Below are 2,407 nucleotides of genomic sequence, written 5' to 3'. Positions count from 1 at the left end.
CGGTGCACGGCGAGCATGACCGCCAGGGCGCGCGGGCCTGGCCGTACGGCGACGCCGACCGTACCGCCGGGCCCGATGCCCCGCGCGTGCAGGACCGCCGCGTACCGCTCGGCCAGTCCGGCCAGCTCACCGCAGGTGACCCGGACACGGGGCGTCCCGTTCCGTGCGGTGCCGAGCACGGCGGGCCGCTCCGGGTGCCGCCGCAGAGCGCGGGCGAGTTCGTCCAGCATCAGCGGCTCCCCTCCTTGAGCGCCGGAAGCATCCCGACGGTGGCGGTACGGGCCCCCCGGGCCGCCGGCAGCCCTCCGCCCGCAACGGCACGCCCCGGGGCCGAGCCCGGGGCCGGGTGCCGGGGTGCGGTCGGCGGCAGGGACGGCGTGGAGGGGCGGTCGGACGGCCGGCGGGCGTCCGTGAGGTGGTGGGGCATCAGCGGGGGTCCTCCGTGTGGTGGTGGACCGGGCCCTTGTCGAGGTACCAGCGGGCCGTGCCGACGACGCCGTACGCGCGCAGACGGCGCGTGGAGTTCTCCACGACCATGTCCCGGGCGTGGACGATCGCGGTGGTGCGGCGGCGGACGCGGTTGAGGAAGAGCCGGTCGGTGGGCGACGGGCGGCGCGGCATGCCGCCGGCGGTCTCGTAGAGGCGGGCGGTGATGGCCATGTTGTTGCCGGCGTGCATCCGGTACGGCGCGAGGTAGCCGTGGCGGCGCCGGTGGGCGGGGCGTATCCGGCCGAACAGTGCCGCCAGGATCACCATCGTCCGGAACGCGGCCCTGCCCGCCGGGCCGTGCTCGTCGCGCCGGGCCTCGATGTGCCCGCACACCATGCCGGCGCCGCGCCCGAGTGCGGCGCGGGCGGCGGCCGTCCAGCCGGGGTGCGGCAGGCAGTCGGCGTCGGTGCGGGCCAGGAGCCGGGCGCCGTGCCGGATGGCGTAGCGGAACCCGGTGTCGACGGCGCAGCCGACGCCCTTCTCGGGCTCGTGGAGCACATGCACCGGGAAGGGCGCCCAGCGGGCGAACTCGGCGGCGAGGGCGCCGGTGCCGTCGGTGGAGGCGTTGTCGACCACGACGAGCGTGAAGTCACGGTCGTGCTGGGCGGCGAGGGCCTCCAGGGTGGTGCCGATGCGGGCGGCCTCCTGGTGGGCGGGCACGATCACCCACAGGTCGGTCGTGGCGGTCATGCGTGCTCCCAGACCATCGTCATGATGCTGACCCCGCCGCCGAGTCCGACGAACAGGAGGCGGTCGCCGGGCCGCAGTCCGTCGTGTACGCGGTCGAGCTGGAGGCCGAGGGTGGCGCTGGCGACGTTGCCGGTCTCGGGGACGGTCACGACGAGCCGGTCCTCGGGTACGCCGGTGAGTTCGGTGAAGCGCTCCAGGTACGGGACGGTGACCTGGTGGACGAGGATGTGCCGGAAGTCGTCCCAGCCGAGGCCTGTGCGGTGCCGCATACGGTCGAGTACGGAGGTGCCGACCTTCTCGAACACCTCGCGCAGTTCGTGGCCGTCGCCGTGGAAGTACGTGTGCTCATCGCCGCGCGGGTGGCGTGAGCCGCCGCCGAAGATGCCGCCGACGGACCAGTGCGCGGAGTGCGTCTCGGTGTCGACGTCGAGGATGCCGCCGCTGCCGACCGGCTCCAGGACCACGGCCGCTCCGGCGTCGCCGAAGGTGTAGCCGGCGAAGCCGTCGCGGAACTGCGCGGCGTCGTCGGGTTCGTGGCGTACGGCGCGGCTGGGGGTCTCGCCGGTGACGACGAGGGCGCGGCGGGCGCGTCCGGCGAGGATCATGGTGCGGGCGATGTCGATGCCGTTGACGAAGCTGTTGCAGGCGTTGGTCACGTCCAGGGCGTGGGCGCGGGTGCCGAGCGCGGTCTGGACGATGTGGGCGGTGGCGGGCTCCACGACGTCGCGGGAGGCGGAGGCGAAGAGCAGCAGGTCGATGTCGAGGGGGTCCAGGGCGGCGCGGTGCAGTGCGGTGCGGGCGGCCCGCACGGCGAGCGTGGACGCGTACTCGTCCGGGGCGGCGACGCGGCGGGTGCGGATGCCGGTGGCCCGCTCGAACACCCGGGCGGGGAGCGGGAGTCCGGTGGCTGCGGCGATGCGCTGCCGGAGGGTCTCCGAGGACAGCCGCCCCTCGGGGAGGCTGGAGCCCACGCCAGTGATGCCCACGCGGCGGGGTGCGTCATGGACGGCGCCGTTTCGACTGTGCATGCCAGGAAGCTACGGCGGGGCCGGAGGGCGGGCCTGAGCACGGGTACTCATTCCCGCTGAGTACGGCCCCGCGGCGGCGGTCGGCGTGCGGTGGGGCGCTCGGTCACTCGGGGATGTGGTCGCGCAGGGCCGCGGGCCTGAGGCCGGCGGCGTCGGCGGCGGCGAGGGCGCGTTCGAGGTCGGCGGCCAGGTTCTCGGTG

General features: G+C 75.4%; 3 protein-coding genes. All 3 read right to left on the bottom strand.

Going from position 1 to position 2,407, the window contains the following annotated elements; all coding sequences use genetic code 11:
- On the bottom strand, positions 1-230 hold a 230-nt coding region (locus HTZ82_RS00140; RefSeq protein WP_175407163.1), incomplete at its 3' end, for an AMP-binding protein.
- A gap of 196 nt (positions 231-426) precedes the next feature.
- Complete coding sequence (locus tag HTZ82_RS00135) at positions 427-1,179, bottom strand: glycosyltransferase family A protein (protein WP_175407162.1); 753 nt, start codon at positions 1,177-1,179, stop codon at positions 427-429.
- Complete coding sequence (locus HTZ82_RS00130; protein ID WP_175407161.1) at positions 1,176-2,207, bottom strand: 3-oxoacyl-ACP synthase III family protein; 1,032 nt, start codon at positions 2,205-2,207, stop codon at positions 1,176-1,178. Before HTZ82_RS00130 ends, HTZ82_RS00135 begins: the two co-directional genes overlap by 4 nt.
- Positions 2,208-2,407 lie beyond the last annotated feature (200 nt).

Source organism: Streptomyces sp. TRM64462, assembly GCF_013362995.1.
Taxonomy (GTDB): Bacteria; Actinomycetota; Actinomycetes; order Streptomycetales; family Streptomycetaceae; genus Streptomyces.
Note: the sequence above shows the minus strand (reverse complement) of the source record. Positions and strands in the feature narration are given on the sequence as shown.

Coding starts and splice junctions, on each gene's coding strand:
- HTZ82_RS00130 (WP_175407161.1), bottom strand. CDS start 2,207: ATGCACAGTCGAAACGGCGCCGTCCATGACGCACCCCGCCGCGTGGGC.
- HTZ82_RS00135 (WP_175407162.1), bottom strand. CDS start 1,179: ATGACCGCCACGACCGACCTGTGGGTGATCGTGCCCGCCCACCAGGAG.